We start from the raw sequence: 21,994 nt of genomic DNA, 5'->3' as shown, positions 1-21,994 counted from the left end.
GCCCGGTTACATTCCGAACCCGGAAGCTAAGCCTTTCAGCGCCGATGGTACTGCAGGGGGGACCCTGTGGGAGAGTAGGACGCCGCCGAACAATTATTCAAAAGGGTTGGTCCCGGAACTTCGGTTTCGGGACCAACCCTTTTTTGCTTTGCGTTACTTGGAGTTCACTTTACGCAAGCAGCATCCAGGCATGGCTATTGCTGCACTCCTGAGGGCCGCGGGCATCGGACTCGGCGACGAGGTCGTCGTGCCGGCGTTCGGGAACGTGGAGGTCACCGACGCTGTGATCCAGGTCGGCGCGCTTCCGGTGTTCGCCGACATAGACCCGCTGACGTACTGCCTCGACGCGGCCTCCGTGGCCGCGACCGTGACGCCCCGTGTGTCCGCCGTGATCGCCGTGCACCGCTTCGGCCGGCTCGCCGACCTGTCGACGCTCCACGCCGTTGGCCGCAGGCACGGGCTCCTGGTGCTGGAGCAGGCGGAGTCGGAGGCGCCGTACGACGAGGTCGCGCAGCGTCGGCAGCGGGCCTCCTATCTCGACCACCGGCTGCGCGGGTTGCGCACCCCCGACGGCGGGGACGGGCACACCTACCAGCAGTACGTCGTGCGGGTGCCGGGCAACGGGCGGCCCGACCGGGACGCCTTCGCGCGGGCCCTGCGCGGACGGGGCGTCGACTGCCGGGTGCCGGTCAAGACGCCCGTGCACCGCATGCCCGAGTTCCGGCGCTGCGTCTCCCTGCCGGAGACGGAGCGGGCCGCCGACGAGACGCTGGCTCTGCCGGTGGACGCCGCCCTGACGAAGCGGGAGATGCAGCGGGTGGTGTCCGCGTGCAATGCCCTCGGCGGGCTGCTCCAGCCGGCGTTCTGACGGCATTCCGCATCCTGGTTTCCCGAGGCCCGAACACGGTTGGGAACACGGCTGTGTTCGGGGTATGATCTATTCCGTTGCCACGGCGGAAACGTCCAAGTGGCGGCAGGCCCCTATAGCTCAGTCGGTAGAGCGTCTCCATGGTAAGGAGAAGGTCAACGGTTCGATTCCGTTTGGGGGCCCCAGCGGAAGAGAAAGGCCCCGCCCCATTCGGGCGGGGTCTTTTTCGTTGTCCCCAAAGGGAGTTCGGCCTGTCGGCCGAACTCCCTCAGTTCGTCTGCAGTGCGGGGACGCGCATCGCGAGGATCGCCATGTCGTCCGACGGGGCGTCCGACGCGAAGCGCTCCACCGCGCGCATGATGCGTGCCGCGACGGCGCCCGCCGTCAGGCCCGTGCACGTCGTCAGGACGTCCGCGAGGCCGTCGTCGCCGAGCATGCGGGTGCCCTCGCGGCGTTCGGTGACGCCGTCGGTCACGCAGAGAAGGACGTCACCCGGGTCCAGGGTGACCGTCTGCTCGTACAGTTCCAGGTCGTCCATCACACCCAGCAGCGGCTGGGGTTCGGCCGCCGACTCGACCGTGCCGTCCGGGCGCAGCCGCAGCGGCAGGGGGTGACCGGCGCAGACCACCTTCAGCAGTGCGCTGCCGTCCTCCTGGGGCCACAGCTCGCCGTACAGGAGGGTCAGGAAACGGCTGCGCGAACCCTCGTCCAGGATCGCGGAGTTGAGGCGTTCCAGGACCGCCGGGCCGCCAAGTCCCTCGCGGGCGAGGAGTCTGAGGGCGTGCCGGGCGAGGCCGGTCACCGCGGCGGCCTCCGGGCCGGTGCCGCAGACGTCGCCGATGGCGAAGCCGTAGGCGTCGTCGTGGATGGGGAACAGGTCGTAGAAGTCGCCGCCGACCTCGTTGCCCTCACCGGCCGCGCGGTAGATGACCTCGACCTCGACGTTCGGGACGTGCGGCAACTCCGGGGGGAGCAGGCTGCGTTGGAGGGACTGGCTGATCGCCGTGCGTTCCGAGTAGAGGCGGGCGTTGTCGAGGGCGAGGGCGGCGCGGCGGCTCAGGTCCTCGGCCAGTTCCAGGATCTCCTGGCGGAAGTGCTCGTCGGTCGGCTTGCCGAGGGTCAGCATGCCGATGACGCGGTTGCGCGCGACCAGCGGCAGGACCACCGTCTCGCCGCCCACCGCGGACGCCGTCGCCAGGGTCGGGCCGATGCCGGACGGGCCGCGTTGCAGCGGTTCGCCGAGGCCCAGGCTGCGCATGGAGGTGCGCAGCGCGGCCTGGTGCGCGGCCTCGGCCGGCGCGGACCAGACGCGGGCGCCGGGGGTGGGCACGGGGTCGGGCGGCTGGATCTTGGACAGCAACGCCTTGATGCCGTCGATGAGTTCCTCGTCCTCGTGCAGTACGTAGGACAGGTACGGGTCGGAGGCCTGGTCGGCGATCGTGTAGACCGCGCACCAGGTGGCGAGGGTCGGGACCGTCATCTGCGCCATGAGGGCGAGGGTCTGGTCGCGGTCGAGGGTACCGGCCAGCAGGTCGGACGCCTCGACGAGGAAGCTCAGCGAACCGCGGCGCAGGCGTTCCAGTTCGCCCAGGCGGGCCGACTCGACGGCGAGGGCGATGCGGTCGGCGGCGAACTGGAGGCGCAGGGCCTCCTCGTTGGAGTAGCGGCCGGGGGCTTCGGCGGCGACGCCGAGGGAGCCGGTGAGGCGGCCCTCGACCTTGAGCGGGACGGTGACGACCGAGCGCATGCCGGTGCCGCCGAGCAGCGGGACCGCGCCGGGCACGGCTGTGAGGTCCTCGTGGACGGCGGGCATGCGGGCCGAGCCGTAGCGGCCGGGGCCGGCCTCGACGGGGACGCGGGCGAAGCGCTGGCGGGCGGAGGGGAGGCCGGTGGAGGCGCGGACCTCCAGTTCCGTCTCGTCGTCGGTGGCCAGGAGCAGGAAGGCGGAGTCGGCGTCGAGCATGTCGCGGGCGCGTTCGACGGTGCGCTGGAGCAGGCCGTCGAGGTCGTCGGGCGCGGGGGAGCCGATGAAGACCTCGAAGGGGTCGCTGCTCTGGCCCTCGGCGGCCGCGGTGTCGACGGAGGGGGTGCGCTGCGGTGACTGGAGGACGGCACGTTCGTGGTCGCGTACCAGCAGGCAGACCGTGGACGGCTCGCCCTCGGTGTCCCGTACGCGCAGGTGGGAGGCGTAGACGGGGACCACGCGGCCGTCGGTGTCGCGGATGCCGTAGCTGCCCTCCCAGCGGGACAGGCGCAGGGCCTCGGCGACGCCGGTGCCGGTGCTCGGGGTGTGCGGCCAGGCGGTGAAGTCGGTCAGCGGCTTGCCGACGACCTGGTCGGCGGGGTAGCCGAACAGCTCCTCGGCGTCCTCGTTCCACACGGACACGGCGCCGTTGCGGTCGATCTGCACGAGGGCCACGCGGACCCGGCCGTCGGTGAGGGGGAGGAGGGCCACCGGCAGCGACGGGCCGGCGGTGCGGGTGCCCACCGGGCGGGCGGGCAGGTCGAGTTGGAACCAGACCGTCTTGTGGGTGGGGGTGTACTCGACGCCCCAGCGGCCGGCCAGCGCGGCGCAGAGCTGGAGGCCGCGTCCGCCCTCGCGGTCGGGGCTTCCCATGTTGACGGCGACGTCCTGGAGCGGGATCTCGCGCTCCGGGTAGCGGTCGGCGACCTCGATGCGGGCGCCCTCGTCGCTGCGCAGACAGAGGACCTCGGCGGCGGTGCCCGCGTGGACGACGGCGTTGGTCACCAGTTCGCTGGTGAGGACGACGGCGTCGTCGATGATGTCGGCGAAGCCCCAGCCCTGGAGGGTGTCCCGTACGAAGGACCGGGCGGTCGCCACCGATCGTCCCAGGGGCTCGAAGGTGGCGGCCGCTCTGGCGGTGATCACGGAACTCCTCGGCCTGTTCTCGGCGGGCTGGGCTGTGCTGCCGTCCTGGCTGCCGCGCTGGTGGGGCGGTCGCGCGTCGGTCGGCCGGTCGTCCGGGGGCTGTTGTTCTCCCGGGATCACTCCGGTGGTCATCCTGCGGCCGCCCCTCCGATGCCCGCTCGTACGTGTCGCACCGTCCGGACCGAACGGGTCGGCACGGCCGGACAGCCGCTGCCAAGGTTACTTACCTTCGCGGTCCGCGCGGAGGCCGGTCAGCAGTGTTTCCGTCGGGAGGGTGTGCGGACCGTGTGCCAAGCTGCCGAACTGTTATGGCCTGGTTCGGTCGGGGTGAAACACTGGGCAGGCTTCTGGTGGTGGACCGCACCGGTCCGAGCGTCCCGCGCACGGCGGGGGTTCGGCGCGGTACGGGCCGGCACCGGGGCGGGAAGGCGCGGCGGCGAGCGGCGGCAGTGGCTGTACTGGTAAGCCGGGCGTGAGCACGCGAGCACAGCGGTAACGGTCGACCCTGCGGGAGGGACACAGTGGAGTCTGGCGCAGCGACGCGGGGCACGAAGACGCGCGCGAAGGGCGGACCGGCCCCGGACGGGCGGCGCGCGGCGCGCGGCGGTACCACCACGGTGGACTCGGCCGCGCTGAACCGGTTGCAGGCCGCGCTGGTGGCGATGCGGGACGGCAACTTCCGCAAGCGGCTGACGGTGTCCGGCGACGGTGTCATGGCGGACATCGCGGCGGTCTTCAACGAGGTGGCCGACCGCAATCTGCATCTCACGGGCGAGCTGTCGCGGGTGCGGCGGATGGTGGGCCGTGAGGGCAAACTCACGGAGCGTCTCGACACGGGGCTGAGCGAGGGCTCGTGGGCGACGGCGATCGACGCCTCGAACGCGCTGGTGGACGACCTGGTGCGGCCCGTGTCCGAGGTGGGGCGGGTGCTGTCGGCGGTCGCCGAGGGTGATCTGTCGCCGCGGATGGAGCTGCGCACGCAGGCCGCGGACGGGGCGGGGCATCCGCTGCGGGGCGAGTTCCTGAAGGTCGGGCGGACGGTCAACAACCTGGTCGACCAGCTGTCGACGTTCACCGACGAGGTCACGCGGGTGGCCAGCGAGGTGGGCACGGAGGGCAAGCTCGGCGGGCAGGCCCGGGTGCGGGGGATGTCGGGTTCGTGGAAGGACCTCACGGACTCCGTCAACACCATGGCGTACCGGCTCACGGCGCAGGTGCGGGACATCGCGCTGGTGACGACGGCGGTGGCCAAGGGCGATCTGTCGCGCAAGGTGACGGTGCACGTCGCCGGCGAGATGCTCGAACTGAAGAACACCGTCAACACGATGGTCGACCAGCTCTCGTCGTTCTCGTCGGAGGTGACCCGCGTCGCGCGGGAGGTGGGCACCGAGGGCGAGCTGGGCGGTCAGGCGCAGGTGCCGGGGGTGGCGGGGGTCTGGAAGGACCTCACCGACTCGGTGAACCTGATGGCCGGCAACCTGACGGCGCAGGTGCGCGGGATCGCGCAGGTGACGACGGCGGTCGCGAACGGCGACCTGTCGCAGAAGGTGCGGGTGTCCGCGCGCGGCGAGGTCGCGCAGCTCGCCGAGACGATCAACGAGATGACCGAGACGCTGCGCACGTTCGCGGACGAGGTCACGCGCGTGGCGAACGAGGTCGGCGCCGGGGGACAGCTCGGCGGGCAGGCGAACGTGCCGGGCGCGGCGGGCACGTGGAAGGACCTCACGGACTCCGTCAACACGGTCTTCCGGAACCTGACGACGCAGGTGCGGGACATCGCGGCGGTGACGACGGCGGTGGCCAGCGGCGACCTGTCGCAGAAGGTCACGGTGAACGTGGCCGGCGAGATGCTGGAACTGAAGAACACCGTCAACGGCATGGTCGACCAGCTGTCGTCCTTCGGCGCGGAGGTCACCCGGGTCGCCCGGGAGATCGGCGTCGAGGGCGAGCTGGGCGGTCAGGCGCAGGTGCCGGGCGCGGCGGGGACGTGGAAGGACCTGACGGACTCGGTCAACACGGCGTTCCGCAACCTCACCGGGCAGGTGCGCAACATCGCGCAGGTGACGACGGCGGTGGCCAACGGCGACCTGTCGCAGAAGGTCACCGTGGACGTCTCCGGCGAGATGCTCCAGCTCAAGAACACCGTGAACACGATGGTGGACCAGCTCTCGTCGTTCGCGGACCAGGTGACGCGGATGGCGCGCGACGTGGGCACGGAGGGCCGGCTGGGCGGTCAGGCCCGGGTGGACGGGGTGTCCGGCACCTGGAAGGAGCTGACCGACTCCGTCAACTTCATGGCGGGGAACCTGACGTCGCAGGTGCGGCAGATCGCGCAGGTCACGACGGCGGTGGCGCGGGGCGACCTGTCGCAGAAGATCGACGTGGACGCGCGCGGCGAGATCCTGGAGCTGAAGAACACCATCAACACGATGGTCGACCAGCTCTCGGCCTTCGCCGACCAGGTCACCCGGGTCGCCCGCGAGGTGGGCACCGAGGGCCGGCTGGGCGGTCAGGCGCAGGTGCCGGGCGTCGCGGGCGTGTGGCGGGACCTGACGGACTCGGTGAACGGCATGGCTGGCAACCTCACCGCGCAGGTCCGCAACATCGCGCAGGTGGCGACGGCGGTGGCGCGCGGTGACCTGTCGCAGAAGATCGACGTGGACGCGCGCGGCGAGATCCTGGAGCTGAAGAACACCCTCAACACGATGGTGGACCAGCTCTCGAACTTCGCCGAGCAGGTCACGCGGGTGGCGCGGGAGGTGGGCACCGAGGGCATCCTGGGCGGCCAGGCCGAGGTGCAGGGGGTCTCCGGCACCTGGAAGGACCTCACGCAGTCCGTGAACTTCATGGCGAACAACCTGACCATCCAGGTGCGCAACATCGCCGAGGTCACGACCGCGGTCGCCAAGGGTGACCTGTCGAAGAAGATCACGGTCGACGCGAAGGGCGAGATCCTCGAACTCGTCACGACCGTCAACACGATGGTCGACCAGCTCTCCTCGTTCGCGGAGCAGGTGACCCGGGTGGCCCGCGAGGTGGGCACGGAGGGCATCCTCGGTGGTCAGGCGCACGTGCCGGGCGTCACCGGCATCTGGAAGGACCTGAACGACAACGTCAACCTGATGGCGAACAACCTGACGGTCCAGGTGCGCAACATCTCGCAGGTCGCGGCGGCGGTCGCGAACGGCGACCTGACGCGGCAGGTGACGATCGAGGCGAGCGGCGAGGTCGCGCAGCTCGCGGAGACGTTCAACACCATGGTGCGCACGCTGAGTTCGTTCGCCGACCAGGTCACCAAGGTGGCCCGCGAGGTGGGCACCGACGGCATCCTCGGCGGTCAGGCGCGGGTGGTGGGCGTGGCCGGCACGTGGAAGGACCTCACCGAGTCGGTGAACCAGATGGCGTCGAACCTGACGGGCCAGGTGCGCAACATCGCGATGGTCACGACGGCCATCGCGAAGGGCGACCTGACCAAGAAGATCGACATCGACGCGCGCGGCGAGATCCTGGAGCTCAAGACCACGATCAACACGATGGTCGACCAGCTCTCCTCGTTCGCCGAGGAGGTCACCCGGGTGGCCCGCGAGGTGGGCACCGAGGGGGCGCTCGGCGGGCAGGCGCGGGTGCGGGACGTCGACGGCACGTGGCGGGACCTGACCGAGTCGGTGAACGAGATGGCCGGGAACCTGACCCGGCAGGTGCGCGCCATCGCGCGCGTGGCGACGGCGGTGACCCGCGGCGACCTGAACCTGAAGATCGACGTGGACGCGTCCGGGGAGATCCAGGAACTCCAGGACTACATCAACAAGATGATCGCCAACCTGCGCGACACCACGATCGCCAACAAGGAGCAGGACTGGCTCAAGGGCAACCTCGCCCGCATCTCCGCGCTGATGCAGGGCCGGCGCGACCTGGACGACGTCGCCTCGCTGATCATGAGCGAGCTGACGCCGGTGGTGTCCGCGCAGCACGGGGCGTTCTTCCTGGCGATGCCGCTGCTGGACGGCCGGGACGCGGGCAACGCCAAGGACGACGACTACGAGCTGCGGATGCTCGGCTCGTACGGCTACTCGACGGGCTCCATGCCGGCGTCGTTCCGGCCGGGGGAGGCGCTGATCGGGACGGCGGCGCAGGAGAAGCGCTCGATCGTCGTGGACAACGCGCCCAGCGGCTACCTGAAGATCTCCTCGGGGCTGGGGGAGGCGCCGCCCGCGCAGGTGATCGTGCTGCCGGTGCTGTTCGAGGGCAAGGTGCTCGGCATCATCGAGCTGGCGTCGTTCACGCCGTTCACGGCGATCCAGCGGGACTTCCTCAACCAGATCGCCGAGATGATCGCGACGAGCGTCAACACGATCTCCGTCAACACCAAGACGGAGGTGCTGCTGAAGCAGTCGCAGGAACTGACCGAGCAACTGCGCGAGCGCTCGGCCGAGTTGGAACAGCGGCAGAAGGCGCTCCAGTCCTCCAACGCCGAACTGGAGGAGAAGGCCGAGCTGTTGGCCCAGCAGAACCGCGACATCGAGGTCAAGAACACGGAGATCGAGGAGGCGCGGCAGGTCCTGGAGGAGCGCGCCGAGCAACTCGCGGTGTCCATGCGGTACAAGAGCGAGTTCCTGGCGAACATGTCGCACGAGCTGCGTACGCCGCTCAACTCCCTGCTGATCCTTGCCAAGTTGCTCGCCGACAACGCCGAGGCGAACCTCTCGCCGAAGCAGGTCGAGTTCGCTGAGACGATCCACGGCGCGGGCTCCGACCTGCTCCAGCTGATCAACGACATCCTCGATCTGTCGAAGGTCGAGGCGGGCAAGATGGACGTCTCGCCGACGCGGATCGCCCTGGTCCAGCTCGTCGACTACGTGGAGGCGACGTTCCGTCCGCTGACCACGGAGAAGGGGCTCGACCTGTCGGTGCGGGTGTCGCCGGAGCTGCCGGCCACGCTGCACACCGACGAGCAGCGGCTGCTCCAGGTGCTGCGCAACCTGCTGTCGAACGCGGTGAAGTTCACCGACTCCGGCTCGGTGGAGCTGGTGATCCGGCCGGCCGGGCAGAACGTCCCGCTGGGCATCAGGGAGCAGTTGCTGGAGGCGGGTTCGCTGAGCGACCCGGACGCGCAGCTCATCGCGTTCTCGGTGACGGACACCGGGATCGGCATCGCGGCCAGCAAGATGCGGGTGATCTTCGAGGCGTTCAAGCAGGCCGACGGCACGACCAGCCGCAAGTACGGCGGTACGGGCCTGGGGCTGTCGATCTCGCGGGAGATCGCGCAGTTGCTCGGCGGTGAGATCCACGCGCAGAGCGAGCCGGGCCGCGGCTCGACGTTCACGCTGTACCTGCCGCTGCACCCCAGTGAACTGCCGCCGCAGGGCTACCAGCAGGCGCCGACCGCGCTGGAGGCCGGGGAGCTGCTCGCGTCGGAGTCGGAGCTGGCCGAGGCGCGGATCGTGACGCCGGCGGAGGTCAAGTCGTACCAGGAGACGCAGAACGGGCCGGCCGCGCTGTTCCGGCGCCGCCGCCGCACGGTCACCGAGACCGAGCGGAACGGCAACGGGCAGGGCGGGGAGCGGAGTTCGGCGCCGGAGCCGTGGGCCGAGGTGCAGCAGGCGTCCGCGCCGCGGCGCGGGGTGCGCTTCGGCGGCGAGAAGGTGCTGATCGTCGACGACGACATCCGCAACGTCTTCGCGCTCACCAGCGTCCTGGAGCAGCACGGGCTCTCGGTGCTGTACGCGGAGAACGGACGCGAGGGGATCGAGGTCCTGGAGCAGCACGACGACGTCGCCGTGGTGCTGATGGACATCATGATGCCGGAGATGGACGGGTACGCGACGACGTCGGCGATCCGCAGGATGCCGCAGTTCGCGGGGCTGCCCATCATCGCGCTGACCGCGAAGGCGATGAAGGGCGACCGGGAGAAGGCCATCGAGTCGGGCGCCTCGGACTACGTCACGAAGCCGGTCGACTCGGACCACCTGCTGTCGGTCATGCAGCAGTGGATGAACGGCTGACGGCGCGGGGCGGCAGTGGTGCGGCGGCGGTGCGGCGCGTCCTCGCGGGGCGCGGCGCACGGGCCGTCCGTGGCGGGAACCATCCGCGCCGCCCGGGAGTTGCTGACTGAGTGTGCCCGCAGCCGTGTAGCGGGGCGGGAATCGGGGAACCTTCTGGTCTCCCACCGCGTTTCTGCTACGTGCACAGTGACATCGCGGTGACAGGGTGTGGCGACGAGCGGGGTGCGGCTACGATGACCGGCACAAGGACGGACGGCGCAAGGGAGCCGTCGTCCGCCGGGGCGGCGCCTGTCGGTGTCGTCCCGAATCCTGCGGACAGGGGCGGCCCCAAGCCGGGGCGAGGAGGGCGGGCCATGGTGCAGAAGGCCAAGATCCTCCTGGTCGATGACCGGCCGGAGAATCTGCTGGCGCTGGAGGCGATCCTCTCGGCGCTCGATCAGACGCTGGTGCGGGCATCGTCCGGGGAGGAAGCGCTCAAAGCGCTGCTCACGGACGACTTCGCGGTCATCCTGCTGGACGTTCAGATGCCGGGGATGGACGGCTTCGAGACGGCCGCGCACATCAAGCGGCGGGAGCGGACCCGGGACATCCCGATCATCTTCCTCACCGCGATCAACCACGGCCCGCACCACACCTTCCGGGGGTACGCGGCGGGCGCGGTGGACTACATCTCCAAGCCCTTCGACCCGTGGGTGCTGCGCGCGAAGGTCTCGGTCTTCGTCGAGCTGTACATGAAGAACTGCCAGCTCCGTGAGCAGGCGGCGCTGCTGCGGCTCCAGTTGGAGGGCAACGGCGGCCGTGCGGCGGTCGGCGACAAGGAGCCGGCGGGTCTGCTCGCCGAACTCTCGGCGCGGCTCGCGGCCGTCGAGGAGCAGGCCGAGGCGCTCTCGAAGCAGCTCGACGACGAGTCCGCGGACGCCGCGGCGGTGGCGACGGCGGCGCATCTCGAACGCAAACTGACCGGCCTGCGCCGGGCGCTCGACGCGCTCGAACCGGGTGCGGGCAACAACTCGTCGGTGCCGTCGCAGCCTTGAGGCGCCCCGGGGTCCTCCGATCCTGCCTGCGCCGAGCGGGAGTTGGGGCCTCGACCGCCCCCGGCCGCCGGTAGCGGTCGGGCCGCGGGGTGTCGGCGTCGAGCAGTTGTCCGGTATGCCCGTGTTGGTGATCCGGCGTCAGTTCGCTGTCACCGCAAGAGCGACACGAACGGGTGAAGCGGCACTCGCACGTGTCCCTTCGCGTCTCCACCGGTAACCTCGCACCTATGGCCTCACGTCCCTCCGCAGCCAAGAAGCAGCCCGCAAAGAGGGCTGCCGCTCCCGCGAAGGCACCGGCCAGGAAACCTCCCGCGAAAAAGGCCCCCGTCGCCAAGCGGGCGCCGGCGCGCAAGCCCCCCGCCCGTCCCGCGCCCAGCCCGACCGGCGGTGTCTACCGGCTCCTGCGCGCGCTGTGGCTCGGTGTCGCCCACTCGGTCGGCGCGGTGTTCCGCGGCATAGGGCAGGGCGCGCGGAACCTCGATCCGGCACACCGCAAGGACGGCGTCGCGCTGCTGCTGTTCGGTGTCGCCCTCGTCGTCGCCGCGGGTACCTGGGCCGATCTGAGCGGCCCGGTCGGCGACCTCGTCGAGATCCTCGTCACCGGCGCCTTCGGCCGGCTCGACCTGCTCGTACCGATACTGCTGGCGCTCGTCGGCGTGCGGTTCGTGCGGCACCCGGAGAAGCCCGAGGCCAACGGGCGCATCGTGATCGGGCTGTCCGCCCTCGTCGTCGGCGTGCTCGGGCAGGTGCACATCGCGTGCGGCTCGCCCGCCCGCAGCGACGGCATGCAGGCGATAAGGGACGCCGGCGGTCTCATCGGCTGGGGGGCCGCGACACCGCTGACGTACACGATGGGCGAGGTGCTCGCGGTGCCGCTGCTGGTGCTGCTCACCGTGTTCGGGCTCCTCGTCGTCACCGCCACCCCGGTCAACGCCATCCCGCAGCGGCTGCGGCTGCTCGGCGTCCGCCTCGGCATCGTCCATCCCTCGCCCGAGGACATCCGTGCCGCCGAGGAGGCCGCCTACGACGACGAGTGGCGCGAGGAGCGGCCCGCCCGTGCCCGGCGGGCGGGCGGCCCCGGACCGCGCGCGTACGACCCGGACGGTGCCGAGCAGGAGGCGCTCGCCCGGCGCCGTCCGCGCCGTGCCGCCCTGCCGCAGCCGGGCGGGGGCCGGGGGATGGACGCGGTGGACGTGGCCGCCGCCGCTGCCGCCGACCTCGACGGCGTCATCCTGCACGGCATGCCGCCCTCGCCCGTCGTCGCCGACCTCACGCAGGGGGTGCGGGCCGCGGATCCGGAGGAGGACACCGCGGCGCCCGTGGAGCGCACGAAGACCCCGGTGCCCGAGGCGCGCCCGCAGCGGACCAGGAACGCCGTGCCGGGCGCCCTGGAGAAGCCCGCGCAGCCCACGTCGACGGTGGCCGACCTCACCAAGGCGCCGCCGAGCGAGGTCCGCGACCTGCCGCCCCGCGCCGAACAGCTCCAGCTGGCCGGTGACATCACGTACTCCCTGCCCTCGCTGGACCTGCTCACCCGCGGCGGCCCCGGCAAGGCGCGCAGCGCGGCCAACGACGCGGTCGTCGCCTCGCTGACGACCGTGTTCACCGAGTTCAAGGTCGACGCGGCCGTCACCGGCTTCACCCGCGGGCCCACGGTCACCCGGTACGAGGTCGCGCTCGGCCCGGCGGTGAAGGTCGAGCGGATCACCGCGCTCACCAAGAACATCGCGTACGCGGTTGCCAGCCCCGACGTGCGGATCATCAGCCCGATCCCGGGCAAGTCCGCCGTCGGCATCGAGATCCCCAACACCGACCGCGAGATGGTCAACGTGGGGGACGTGCTGCGGCTCGCCGAGTCCGCCGAGGACGACGACCCGATGCTGGTCGCCTTCGGCAAGGACGTCGAGGGCGGCTACGTCATGCACAGCCTCGCGAAGATGCCGCACATGCTGGTCGCGGGCGCGACCGGCTCCGGCAAGTCGTCCTGCATCAACTGCCTGATCACGTCGGTCATGATGCGCGCGACCCCCGAGGACGTGCGGATGGTCCTCGTCGACCCCAAGCGCGTGGAGCTGACCGCGTACGAGGGCATCCCGCACCTGATCACGCCGATCATCACGAACCCGAAGCGGGCCGCGGAGGCGCTCCAGTGGGTCGTGCGCGAGATGGACCTGCGCTACGACGACCTGGCGGCGTTCGGCTACCGGCACATCGACGACTTCAACGAGGCCGTCCGCAACGGCAAGGTGAAACTGCCCGAGGGCAGCGAGCGGGAGCTGCACCCGTACCCGTACCTGCTGGTGATCGTCGACGAGCTCGCGGACCTGATGATGGTGGCGCCGCGCGACGTCGAGGACTCCATCGTGCGCATCACGCAGCTCGCCCGCGCCGCCGGCATCCACCTGGTGCTCGCCACGCAGCGCCCGTCGGTCGACGTCGTCACCGGCCTGATCAAGGCCAACGTGCCGTCCCGGCTGGCGTTCGCCACCTCCTCGCTCGCCGACTCGCGGGTCATCCTCGACCAGCCCGGCGCGGAGAAGCTGATCGGCAAGGGCGACGGGCTGTTCCTGCCGATGGGTGCGAACAAGCCGACTCGTATGCAGGGCGCGTTCGTGACCGAGGAGGAGATCGCGGCCGTCGTCCAGCACTGCAAGGACCAGATGGCACCGGTCTTCCGGGACGACGTCGTCGTCGGGACCAAGCAGAAGAAGGAGATCGACGAGGACATCGGCGACGACCTCGACCTGCTGTGCCAGGCGGCCGAGCTGGTCGTCTCCACCCAGTTCGGGTCGACGTCGATGCTCCAGCGCAAGCTGCGGGTCGGGTTCGCGAAGGCGGGGCGGCTGATGGACCTGATGGAGTCGCGAGGCATCGTCGGGCCGAGCGAGGGCTCCAAGGCGCGTGATGTGATGGTCAAGGCGGACGAGCTCGACGGCGTCCTCGCGGTGATCCGGGGCGAGAGCGAGGGCTGACGCGACGAGGGCGGACGGCGGCCGATCCGGTCGGACATGCGTGCGGGGCGGCCCAGTTGGGCCGCCCCGCACGCATGTCCGGTTGTAGTCCCTTCGTGATGTACGGGGAGTCTGAAGGGAGCCCGGTCCGGGCATCCGCACGACAGCGGGTCCACGCCCCGGGCCGGCCGCTCGGTGAGGGGAGGGGCGACCGTGGCGCACTCGTTGTCCGGCGTGACGCACTCGTTAGACAACGTCGCGCAACTGTTCCCCCTCGGCGCACGTCAACCTTTCCGGGAGGGCGGACGCGGCTTCCACCAGCACGTCCGCACCCGTCGCGGCAGCGGGGCCCGTCGCCATACCGATGGCGTACAAAGTCCCGTCGCCCGGTTGCCCCACCCTTTTGCACCCCCCCTAAACTGAATCCCCAGCACAGGTGGCTACACGCTCGAAAGGCGCCCCCGTGTCCAACGGCAACTCCCCTGAAAACGAGCGTCCGTTCGAAGACGACCACGAGGAAGCCCGTATCTCCGTCGGCCGCGTCCTCCAGCAGGCGCGCATCGCGGCCGGGCTGACCGTCGACGACGTCAGCACGGCCACCCGGGTCCGCACCGCCATCGTGCACGCCATCGAGGCCGACGACTTCGCGCCCTGCGGCGGCGACGTCTACGCCCGGGGGCACATCCGGACCCTGGCCAGGGCCGTCGGCACCGACCCGGAGCCGCTGCTCGCGCAGTTCGGCGCCGACCACGGCGGCAACCGGCCCGCACCCACTCCGGCCGCGCCCCTGTTCGAGGCGGAACGTATCCGCCCCGAGCGCCGGGGTCCCAACTGGACCGCGGCCATGGTCGCGGCGATCGTCGCCGTGATCGCCTTCGTCGGCTTCACCGCCGTCAAGGGCGGCGACGACGACAGCGCGTCCAACGCGCAGGTCGCCGAGGGCTCCACCCCGTCGTCCGCCAAGTCCACCAGCCCGAAGCCCAGTACGAGCAAGCCCGCCGACCCCAAGCCCGAACCGTCCGACAGCGCCATCGCGGCGGCCCCGCAGGACAAGGTCACCGTGCAGGTCAGCGCGGAGGACGGCCGCAGCTGGATCTCCGCCAAGGACCACAACGGCAAGGTGCTCTACGACGGGGTGCTGGAGAAGGGCCGGTCGAAGTCCTTCCAGGACTCCACCGAGGTCAACCTGATCCTCGGCGACGCCGGCGCCGTCCAGCTCTTCGTCAACGGCAAGAAGATCGACGACGACTTCGAGTCCGGCCAGGTCGAACGCCTGACCTACACCAAGGGCGACCCCGAGGTCGGCTGACCGCGGAGCGCCCCTCGCGGGCCGGTCGCCGGGGACCCGCTCCCCGGTGGCCGGCCCGCAGTGCGTTCCGCGGGCGCTCCGCGATGATCGCCAACCCCGTCGACGTGGGACGTCGCCGGGACGAAGTAGTCTTGAGCCCATGCCTGAACGCCGTACCGTCGCACTCGTCACTCTCGGCTGCGCCCGTAACGAGGTGGACTCGGAGGAGCTCGCAGGCCGCTTGGAGGCGGACGGCTGGCAACTCGTGGAGGACGCCGAGAACGCGGACGTGGCCGTCGTCAACACATGCGGCTTCGTCGAGGCGGCCAAGAAGGACTCGGTCGACGCCCTCCTGGAAGCCAACGACCTCAAGGGACAGGGCAGAACCCAGGCGGTGGTCGCCGTCGGCTGCATGGCCGAGCGGTACGGCAAGGAGCTCGCCGAGGCGCTGCCCGAGGCCGACGGCGTGCTCGGGTTCGACGACTACGCGGACATCTCCGACCGCCTCCAGACGATCCTGAGCGGCGGCATCCACGCCGCCCACACCCCGCGGGACCGCCGCAAGCTGCTGCCCGTCAGCCCCGCCGAGCGCCAGTCGGCCTCCGACGTCGCGCTGCCCGGCCACGGCGCCCCCAGCGACCTGCCCGACGGGCTCGCCCCGCAGTCCGGACCGCGCGCACCCCTGCGCCGCCGGCTCGACGGGTCCCCGGTCGCGTCCGTGAAGCTGGCCTCCGGCTGCGACCGCCGCTGCTCCTTCTGCGCCATCCCCTCCTTCCGCGGCTCCTTCATCTCGCGCCGCCCCAGCGACGTCCTGAACGAGACGCGCTGGCTGGCCGAACAGGGCGTCAAGGAGGTCATGCTCGTCTCCGAGAACAACACCTCGTACGGCAAGGACCTCGGGGACATCCGGCTCCTGGAGTCGCTGCTGCCGGACCTCGCCGACGTCGACGGCATCGAGCGGGTCCGGGTCAGCTACCTCCAGCCCGCCGAGATGCGGCCCGGCCTGATCGACGTGCTGACCTCGACGCCCAAGGTCGTGCCCTACTTCGACCTGTCCTTCCAGCACTCCGCGCCGGACGTGCTGCGCGCGATGCGCCGCTTCGGCGACACCGACCGCTTCCTCGAACTGCTCGAAACCATCCGCGGCAAGGCCCCGCAGGCCGGCGTGCGCTCCAACTTCATCGTCGGCTTCCCCGGCGAGTCGGAGAGCGACCTGGCGGAACTGGAACGCTTCCTCACCGGTGCGCGTCTCGACGCCATCGGCGTCTTCGGCTACTCCGACGAGGACGGCACCGAGGCGGCCACGTACGACCGCAAGCTGCCCGAGGAGGTCGTCGCCGAACGCCTCGCCCGGGTCTCCCGGCTCGCGGAGGAACTGGTCTCGCAGCGCGCCGAGGAGCGCCTCGGCGAGACGGTGACCGTTCTGGTGGAGTCGGTCGACGGGACCGAGGGCGTGTACGGGCGCGCGGAGCACCAGGCCCCCGAGACCGACGGCCAGGTGCTGCTCACGAGCGGCGAGGGTCTCGTGGTCGGCCGTATGGTCGAGGCCAAGGTGGTCGGCACCGAGGGTGTCGACCTGGTGGCCGAGCCGCTGACCGGCTCGCTCGCGTGTAGTGAGGAGGCGGGCAGATGACCGGAGTCCCGGCATCCGCCGCGGGCGGCCCCTCCCCGGCCGGGAGTGCCGCCACCGGCGAGGCGGCCGACGCCGCCCGGGACGCGGGCGGGAGCGCCGCGGAGAAGGCGGCCCTCGCGCTGGGCTCCGACAAGGCGGCCGCCGTGCAGGGCTCCGGCCCGGCCGGTGCCCCGGACGCGCACGACGACGGCAGGCCGCCGCGCGGCGGCAAGATCACCGCGGCCGCGGTCAACCAGGCCAGCGTCTGGAACGTCGCCAACCTGCTGACCATGCTCCGGCTGGTCCTCGTGCCGGGCTTCGTCCTCCTGATGCTCGCCGACGGCGGGTACGACCCCGCGTGGCGGTCCTTCGCGTGGGCGTCGTTCGCCGTCGCCATGATCACCGACCTCTTCGACGGCCATCTGGCGCGCACCTACAACCTCGTCACGGACTTCGGCAAGATCGCCGACCCCATCGCCGACAAGGCGATCATGGGCGCGGCGCTCATCTGTCTCTCCGCCCTCGGCGACCTGCCCTGGTGGGTCACCATCGTGATCCTCGGCCGGGAACTCGGCGTGACGCTGCTGCGTTTCGTGGTTATCCGGTACGGGGTGATCCCGGCGAGCCGGGGCGGCAAGCTGAAGACCCTCGCCCAGGGCGTGGCCGTCGGCATGTACGTGCTGGTGCTCACCGGACCACTCGCCAGCCTGCGGTGGTGGGTGATGGCGGTGGCGGTCGTCCTGACGGTCGCGACCGGACTCGACTACGTACGACAGGCCGTGGTGCTGCGGCGGCAGGGGATCGCCGAGCGCAGGGCGGCGGCAGCGTCGAAGGGATAGCCGGCGTGAGCGCGACGGCCGTGGAAGTGGTGCGACTGCTCGGGGCGAGGGGCGAGACGCTCGCCGTCGCCGAGTCCCTGACGGGCGGCCTCGTCGCCGCGGAGATCACGGCCGTGCCCGGCGCCTCCAAGGTGTTCCGCGGCTCGGTCACCGCGTACGCGACGGTGCTCAAGCACGAGGTCCTCGGCGTCGACGCCACCCTGCTGGCCGAGCGGGGCGCCGTGGACCCGCAGGTCGCCGCGCAGATGGCGGCCGGCGTGCGCGGGGCACTGGGCGCGGACTGGGGCATCGCCACCACGGGAGTCGCGGGCCCCGACCCCCAGGACGGCCGGCCCGTGGGCACGGTCTACGTCGCCGTGGACGGCCCCTTCGCCCCTGATCCGGCGGCCCCCGAGGGCGGGAAAGTCGCCGCACTGCGGTTGAACGGCGGCCGGGCGGAAATTCGTATGGAGAGTGTACGGAGCGTACTCGCACTGCTTCTCCAGGAGCTTGCGAGCGAACACCCCGGGAATGAGCGGGCACAGGATACGGAACAGAACGGGGGGTTTTGATGTTTGCAGCCCTGAGTGAACACGACATCGCTCCCCGCACGGCCGCAGCGCGAGGCGGTACGGTGGGGCGTGAAGGATGCGGCTACGCGGTCCGAGGAGGGAGCCACCGATGATTCTGCTCCGTCGCCTGCTGGGTGACGTGCTGCGTCGGCAGCGCCAACGCCAGGGCCGTACTCTGCGCGAAGTCTCCTCGTCCGCCCGAGTCTCACTCGGCTATCTCTCCGAGGTGGAGCGGGGGCAGAAGGAGGCGTCCTCCGAGCTGCTCTCCGCGATCTGCGACGCGCTGGACGTACGGATGTCCGAGTTGATGCGGGAAGTGAGCGACGAGCTCGCCCTCGCCGAACTGGCCCGGTCCGCCGCGGCCCCCGAACCCGTGCCCACGCCGGTCCGCCCCATGCTGGGCGCGGTCTCCGTGGCCGGCGTGAAGCCCGAGCGCGTGACCATCAAGGCCCCCGCGGAAGCCGTGGACGTGGTCGCGGCCTGACGGCCGCCCCCACCCCGTCCGAGCCGACGCGACCACCAGGAACCGGTGCATCAGGCCCCGGTGGGCCCTCCCCGAGAACGGGAGGGCCCACCGGGGTTTCTGTCTGCCGGGGCGGTCTCGGGGCGGTCTCGGGGAGCTGCGGGCGGTCGCAGGCCGGTCACGGGGTTGGTGCCGCGCGTGCCGGGAGGGGAGGGCCGTACCGCATCGGGTGACCGGTATCGGTCCGTTTGCCGGTAATGGTCCTGGCCTTCATCGTGGAAGGACCTGCTCGACCAGTCACCGGAGGATGTGCATGAACGCCGTCAAGAGCCCGCTGTCCGACGCGGACCTGAAAGTCGTCTCCGAGGCGTTGCAGGGTGCGCTCGTCGACCTGGTCGATCTGTCGCTGGTGGCCAAGCAGGTCCACTGGAACATCGTCGGGCCGCGCTTCCGCTCGGTCCATCTTCAGCTGGACGACGTGGTCGCCTCCGCCCGGACGCACTCCGACACCGTCGCCGAGCGCTCCTCCGCCCTCGGTTCCTCGCCCGACGGGCGTGCCGCGACGGTCGCCGCGAGCAGCGGCATCGCGAAGGTCGCGGACGGCTGGGTCAAGGACACCGACGCGGTCGGCACGCTCGTGGACGCGCTGGGCGCCGTGATCACCCGCATGCGTGAGCGCATCGAGGCGACCGCCGACCCGGACCCCGTCAGTCAGGACCTCTTCATCGGCATCACCGCCGACCTGGAGAAGCACCACTGGATGTTCCAGGCGGAGAACGGCTGAGGCCCGCGCGGTGGACCGGGCCCCGGACGACGCCGGGCACGCCCGGCGGTGGCCGGGTGCGCCCGCGGGCGCCCGGGGCCGGGTCGCGTTGCGTCAGGGTGTCGCGCCGGGCTGGAGGTGACCGTGGCCAGGACCGGACACGCGGTGCGACGCGTTCCGCTGATCGGGCTCGCCGCCCTGTGGTGGTGGGCCGTTCTGCGTCTGCTGTTCGCCCCCGGCGCGGGCACGCTGGAGGGCACGGTCGCCGCCGGGGGCTGGGGGCTGAGCCTGCTGCCGGTGCACTGCGTCGCCAAGTCCCGGGCGGCCGGCGCGCTGGAGACGGGACGCTGGCGCAGGGCCCTCGCGGGCAAGGGGCCCGCCGTCACGACGGGCGCGGTCGCAGCCGCCGGAGCGGGAGCCGAGGGCGAGGACATGGCGGGCGCGGAGGACGCGGTGGTCGACTGGCCGCCCGGTGAACTCAGGCCGCCACCGGAGGAGTGGGACGAACCCCGCGGCGTCTGACGGGAGTTGGGGCCGCGGCGGGACGGGTGCGGTCAGCGGGGGCGGCCGGGTGTGCGGCCGCGTGCCCGGCGGGCGGCCGGGGATCCCGGTTCCGGCGCGGGGCCGGACTGGCAGACGGGGCACCAGTAGGTGGGGCGTTCGCGCGAGCCGTCGCCCTGGTCGGCGACCCGGACGCGGGTGCGGCAGCGCAGGCATGGGCGGGACGCGCGCCCGTACACGAAGACGTCCGGGGCGCGCAGCCCCGTGGTGTTGCGGACGACGCGGTCGCGGTTCGCCTCCAGGAGCTTCTTGGCGAGCGGCGGCAGCAGGGCGGCCCGGTCGGCGGGCAGGGCGCCCACGGTGAGCCACGGCGTGACGCCGAGCAGGAAGCACAACTCGCTCTTGTAGACGTTGCCGATGCCCGCGAGATTCCGCTGGTCCAGCAGGGCCTCGCCGAGCGGGCGCCCGGGGTCGGCGAGCAGGTTGCCGAGCGCGCGGTCCTGGTCCCAGTCGGGGCCCAGCAGGTCGGGGCCCAGATGGCCGACGACGGTGTCCTCCTCGGCGGTGCGCAGCAGTTCCAGTACCGGCAGCCGGTAGCCGACGGCGGTGCGGTCGGGGTTCTCCAGGATCGCGCGGATCTGGTGCGCGGGGCCGCCGCTCCAGCGCTCGCCGTTCGCGAACACCTTCCACGCGCCGTCCATGCGCAGGTGCGAGTGAAGCGTCAGGCCGCCCTCGATCCGCGTCATGAGGTGCTTGCCGCGCGGTGTGACGTCGAGGACGGCGCGGCCGGTGAGGTCCACCGTCGCGAACTTGGGGACGCGCAGGTCGGCGCGGACCAGCACCTGACCGGCGAGGGCGCCGTGCAGCCGCTTCGCGGTCCGCCAGACCGTGTCACCTTCGGGCATGGGACAAGGGTGGCACGGCGGGGGACGCGGCGGCGGGGAGGGCGTGGCGCGCGGGGTCGCGGCTGCGCGGGGTCGCGGGGATGCGGCTGCGCGGGGTGCGGGATTGCCGGGTGCGGGGTCCCGGGGGGCGGGATGTCGGGTCGCGGCGTCGGGGGCGGGGGCGTCCGTCGCGCGGGGTCGAGGGGGTGCGGCGTCGCGGGGTGCGGGATTGCCGGGATGCGGGGCCTCGGGGGCGCGCACGTCGGGGTCGCGCACGTCGGGGTCGCGGCGTCGGGGGCGGGGGCGTCCGTCGCGCGGGCTGCGGAAAATGCCTGGGCACCGGCGGTCCCGGGCGGTAGCGTCGCCGGGCCTCGGCGCAGTGCCGGGACCGCGCGGGCCGGCCGCCCTCCCGTACCGCCTGGAGACCCGTTGTCCCTCCGTGTCACCGCCCTGACCGATCCCGCCGTCGCGCCCTCGGGCCGCCGCCTCGCCTGGCTCGCCTCCGACGGCGACGGCGCGCCCGTCGGGTCGGCGTTCCTGCGCGTGCCCGCGCGGTCCGGCCCCGACCGGGTCGCCGGGCTCGAACTGCACGTCCACCCCGCCGAACGCCGGGCCGGCATCGGCACCCGGCTGCTCGACGAGGCGGTGGCGGCGGGCCGGGCCGAGGGGGCGGCGCTGCTCGGGGCGGAGGCCGAGGACGGCTCGCCCGGGGACCGCTTCCTGTCCGCGCGGGGTTTCCGCAGGGCGCTGACCCTGCTGTACGCCCGGCTCCCCCTGACCGGGGCGGAGGCCCACCCGGCCGCTCTCGACGCCCTCGCGGGCATCGTCGACCGGCCGCACCCCGGCTACCGGCTGGTGTCGTGGCAGGGCACCGTCCCGGACGAGCTGGCCGGCACGTTCGTGGAGTCCCGCGGTGCCATGGACGACATGCCGATGGGGGACACCGGGTACGTCCCGACGGTCTGGGACCTGGAGCGCGTCCGCGACGCCGCCGCGACGGTGGCCAAGCGCGGCGACCTGCTGCACACCGTGGCCGCCGTCCACGAGGCGGACGGGGCGATCGCGGGCTTCACCGAGCTGGTCGTGCCGGGCGACGGTACGGGCGACGCGCAGCACTACGGCACCGGTGTCCTGCCCGCCCACCGCGGCCACGGACTCGCGCTGTGGATGAAGGCCGCGTCGGTGAGCGGGGCGCGGGAGCGGTACCCGGACCTCGCGGGCCTGCTGGCCGACACCGCCGACGTGAACCACCGGATGCGGCGCGTCAACGACCTGCTCGGCTACCGGCCGACGCACACGGCGCACGAGTACCGCCTGGACCTCTGAGTCCCGGTGCCCGTCGGCGCAC

General features: G+C 72.0%; 14 protein-coding genes, 1 tRNA gene and 1 rRNA gene. 14 read left to right on the top strand and 2 right to left on the bottom strand.

Going from position 1 to position 21,994, the window contains the following annotated elements; translation table 11 throughout:
* The 3 genes from rrf to ACFZA0_RS27580 all read left to right on the top strand — a co-directional run.
* Positions 1 to 91: ribosomal RNA gene (gene rrf, locus ACFZA0_RS27590) — 5S ribosomal RNA — on the top strand; the annotation flags it as partial.
* 99 nt (positions 92 to 190) lie between these two features.
* Positions 191 to 868, top strand: a complete 678-nt coding sequence (locus ACFZA0_RS27585) for a DegT/DnrJ/EryC1/StrS family aminotransferase (RefSeq protein ID WP_391021821.1) — start codon at positions 191 to 193, stop codon at positions 866 to 868.
* A gap of 109 nt (positions 869 to 977) precedes the next feature.
* Positions 978 to 1,053: transfer RNA gene (locus ACFZA0_RS27580), tRNA-Thr, on the top strand.
* 83 nt (positions 1,054 to 1,136) lie between these two features.
* Here the strand turns inward: ACFZA0_RS27580 and ACFZA0_RS27575 are convergent.
* Positions 1,137 to 3,890 (bottom strand): SpoIIE family protein phosphatase, encoded by a 2,754-nt coding sequence (locus tag ACFZA0_RS27575; protein ID WP_391021819.1) that lies wholly within the window; start codon positions 3,888 to 3,890, stop codon positions 1,137 to 1,139.
* A 389-nt stretch (positions 3,891 to 4,279) separates the two neighbouring features.
* Here ACFZA0_RS27575 and ACFZA0_RS27570 point away from each other — a divergent pair, with 389 nt between their 5' ends.
* From ACFZA0_RS27570 to ACFZA0_RS27525, 10 genes are all read left to right on the top strand, one after another.
* Positions 4,280 to 9,760 (top strand): HAMP domain-containing protein, encoded by a 5,481-nt coding sequence (locus tag ACFZA0_RS27570; protein ID WP_391021817.1) that lies wholly within the window; start codon positions 4,280 to 4,282, stop codon positions 9,758 to 9,760.
* Positions 9,761 to 10,113: 353 nt separating this feature from the next.
* On the top strand, positions 10,114 to 10,794 hold the full coding sequence (locus tag ACFZA0_RS27565; protein ID WP_391021816.1) for a response regulator: 681 nt from the start codon (positions 10,114 to 10,116) through the stop codon (positions 10,792 to 10,794).
* Between the two features lie 227 nt (positions 10,795 to 11,021).
* Positions 11,022 to 13,766, top strand: coding sequence for a DNA translocase FtsK (locus ACFZA0_RS27560; protein ID WP_391021815.1), 2,745 nt, complete (start codon positions 11,022 to 11,024; stop codon positions 13,764 to 13,766).
* 442 nt (positions 13,767 to 14,208) lie between these two features.
* The gene (locus ACFZA0_RS27555) at positions 14,209 to 15,054 is read left to right on the top strand and encodes a RodZ domain-containing protein (RefSeq protein ID WP_391021813.1); all 846 of its coding nucleotides are present in this window, start codon (positions 14,209 to 14,211) and stop codon (positions 15,052 to 15,054) included.
* A gap of 139 nt (positions 15,055 to 15,193) precedes the next feature.
* Positions 15,194 to 16,666, top strand: coding sequence for a 30S ribosomal protein S12 methylthiotransferase RimO (gene rimO, locus ACFZA0_RS27550; protein WP_391021811.1), 1,473 nt, complete (start codon positions 15,194 to 15,196; stop codon positions 16,664 to 16,666).
* The gene (gene pgsA / locus ACFZA0_RS27545; RefSeq protein ID WP_391021809.1) at positions 16,663 to 17,484 is read left to right on the top strand and encodes a CDP-diacylglycerol--glycerol-3-phosphate 3-phosphatidyltransferase; all 822 of its coding nucleotides are present in this window, start codon (positions 16,663 to 16,665) and stop codon (positions 17,482 to 17,484) included. Before rimO ends, pgsA begins: the two co-directional genes overlap by 4 nt.
* 5 nt (positions 17,485 to 17,489) lie before the next feature.
* Positions 17,490 to 18,035 carry a nicotinamide-nucleotide amidohydrolase family protein gene (locus ACFZA0_RS27540; protein ID WP_391021808.1) on the top strand — a complete coding sequence of 182 codons (546 nt, stop codon included), beginning with the start codon at positions 17,490 to 17,492 and terminating at the stop codon, positions 18,033 to 18,035.
* A gap of 109 nt (positions 18,036 to 18,144) precedes the next feature.
* Entirely contained in the window at positions 18,145 to 18,519 is a 375-nt protein-coding gene (locus tag ACFZA0_RS27535) for a helix-turn-helix domain-containing protein (RefSeq protein WP_391021806.1), read from the top strand.
* A gap of 292 nt (positions 18,520 to 18,811) precedes the next feature.
* Positions 18,812 to 19,282: a ferritin-like domain-containing protein gene (locus ACFZA0_RS27530; RefSeq protein ID WP_391021804.1), complete on the top strand. Its 471-nt coding sequence runs from the start codon at positions 18,812 to 18,814 to the stop codon at positions 19,280 to 19,282.
* Positions 19,283 to 19,405: 123 nt separating this feature from the next.
* Positions 19,406 to 19,783 carry a hypothetical protein gene (locus ACFZA0_RS27525; RefSeq protein WP_391021802.1) on the top strand — a complete coding sequence of 126 codons (378 nt, stop codon included), beginning with the start codon at positions 19,406 to 19,408 and terminating at the stop codon, positions 19,781 to 19,783.
* A gap of 32 nt (positions 19,784 to 19,815) precedes the next feature.
* On the opposite strand, the gene ACFZA0_RS27520 is transcribed toward ACFZA0_RS27525, so the two are convergent.
* Positions 19,816 to 20,667, bottom strand: coding sequence for a DNA-formamidopyrimidine glycosylase family protein (locus ACFZA0_RS27520; RefSeq protein WP_391021800.1), 852 nt, complete (start codon positions 20,665 to 20,667; stop codon positions 19,816 to 19,818).
* A gap of 408 nt (positions 20,668 to 21,075) precedes the next feature.
* On the opposite strand from ACFZA0_RS27520, the gene ACFZA0_RS27515 reads away from it, so the two are divergent.
* Positions 21,076 to 21,972, top strand: coding sequence for a GNAT family N-acetyltransferase (locus tag ACFZA0_RS27515; protein ID WP_391021798.1), 897 nt, complete (start codon positions 21,076 to 21,078; stop codon positions 21,970 to 21,972).
* The last annotated feature ends 22 nt before the right edge of the window (positions 21,973 to 21,994 follow it).

Source organism: Streptomyces sp. NPDC008150 (genome assembly GCF_042956945.1).
Classification (GTDB): domain Bacteria; phylum Actinomycetota; class Actinomycetes; order Streptomycetales; family Streptomycetaceae; genus Streptomyces.
The sequence above is the reverse complement of the archived record's forward strand: the minus strand, read 5'-3'. Positions and strand labels throughout refer to the sequence as shown.

Excerpts from the sequence above, each read along its gene's own strand:
- ACFZA0_RS27585 (WP_391021821.1), top strand. The coding sequence starts at position 191 with ATGGCTATTGCTGCACTCCTGAGGGCCGCGGGCATCGGACTCGGCGAC.
- ACFZA0_RS27575 (WP_391021819.1), bottom strand. The coding sequence starts at position 3,890 with ATGACCACCGGAGTGATCCCGGGAGAACAACAGCCCCCGGACGACCGG.
- ACFZA0_RS27565 (WP_391021816.1), top strand. The coding sequence starts at position 10,114 with ATGGTGCAGAAGGCCAAGATCCTCCTGGTCGATGACCGGCCGGAGAAT.
- ACFZA0_RS27560 (WP_391021815.1), top strand. The coding sequence starts at position 11,022 with ATGGCCTCACGTCCCTCCGCAGCCAAGAAGCAGCCCGCAAAGAGGGCT.
- rimO (WP_391021811.1), top strand. The coding sequence starts at position 15,194 with ATGCCTGAACGCCGTACCGTCGCACTCGTCACTCTCGGCTGCGCCCGT.
- pgsA (WP_391021809.1), top strand. The coding sequence starts at position 16,663 with ATGACCGGAGTCCCGGCATCCGCCGCGGGCGGCCCCTCCCCGGCCGGG.
- ACFZA0_RS27535 (WP_391021806.1), top strand. The coding sequence starts at position 18,145 with ATGATTCTGCTCCGTCGCCTGCTGGGTGACGTGCTGCGTCGGCAGCGC.
- ACFZA0_RS27530 (WP_391021804.1), top strand. The coding sequence starts at position 18,812 with ATGAACGCCGTCAAGAGCCCGCTGTCCGACGCGGACCTGAAAGTCGTC.
- ACFZA0_RS27520 (WP_391021800.1), bottom strand. The coding sequence starts at position 20,667 with ATGCCCGAAGGTGACACGGTCTGGCGGACCGCGAAGCGGCTGCACGGC.